This window comes from Streptomyces sp. 2A115 (assembly GCF_052245575.1).
In the GTDB taxonomy this organism is placed as follows: Bacteria; Actinomycetota; Actinomycetes; order Streptomycetales; family Streptomycetaceae; genus Streptomyces.
The window spans coordinates 1-940 of record NZ_JBQQCG010000241.1 but is presented as its reverse complement, the minus strand read 5'-3'; the positions used below and the strand labels follow the sequence as shown (position 1 = coordinate 940).

The 940-nt window shown below is 67.2% G+C and carries 2 protein-coding genes; one reads left to right on the top strand and one right to left on the bottom strand.

The window, feature by feature from the left end:
* Positions 1 to 48 precede the first annotated feature (48 nt).
* Entirely contained in the window at positions 49 to 453 is a 405-nt protein-coding gene (locus tag ACTWQR_RS55815) for a type II toxin-antitoxin system PemK/MazF family toxin (RefSeq protein WP_266841859.1), read from the bottom strand.
* A 167-nt stretch (positions 454 to 620) separates the two neighbouring features.
* Here ACTWQR_RS55815 and ACTWQR_RS55810 point away from each other — a divergent pair.
* Positions 621 to 940 (top strand): transposase (locus ACTWQR_RS55810; RefSeq protein WP_443235029.1); only part of this gene is annotated, 320 nt, incomplete at its 3' end.

Below are 940 nucleotides of genomic sequence, written 5' to 3'. Positions count from 1 at the left end.
TACTCCAGCCGTAGATCGTGATCTCGATGGTGAGTGGCGCCTCTCCGCCTACCCGAGTTCACCGAGCCGGAGGGCGTCCCTTATCTCGCTGAGCTTCGCGGTTGTCGCCGGGGTCCGTTCCTTCGCCTGTTCGCCGAGACGGAGGGCGTCCTCAATCTCGCTGAGCTTCGCGGAGGACAGGACGCCCGCCCGCTCGATCAGGTCGTCCTGGGAAACGGTGGTCAGCCACGTGCAGGGGGTAAAGCCCGGGCGCGGGAACGCGAACCGCAGCACGCCTTCAAAGGGCAGTCCTTCCATGGCACCTACTTGCACTTCGACGCCCAGACCGCTGATGTCGACGCCCGCAGGAGTGACGACCTGCATCGCCCGGATCCTGGACGCGTCGTCTGCCGCCAGCAGTACGACCAGCCGCCGCTCGTCGAACTCCACCCACCAGACTTCGCCACGTTGCACATGTCCTCCTGACTCAGGACGGCAGGCGGAACTGCGCGACCCTGACGCGTTGTGGAGACGGGTGCGGCCACCGTTGATCATCGTGAGTTGTGTGGACTGACGAAGAGACGGTGGCCGCGGGTCACAGCATAGAACCCGCCCGTTGGCGGGACGCGTTCGAGGGCCTGATGGGCCGGATCGCGGGGCGCTTCGCCCGGGTCGAACCCCGCCGCAGGGCGGCGCGGTTGGTGCTCGGTCTATTGGCCGACCTGCCGCGCAAGAACGGCTGGACCATCGCCGAGTGGGCTGGCGAGACCACTCCGGACGGCATGCAGCACCTGTTGGGCAGGGCCAAGTGGGATGCCGATCAGGTCCGCGACGACGTGTGCGGCTACGTGGTGGAGCACTTGCACGACGACCGGGCGGTGCTGGTCGTCGACGAGACCGGCGATGTGAAGAAGGGCACCGGCACGGTCGGCGTCCAGCGCCAATACACCGGTACTGCCGG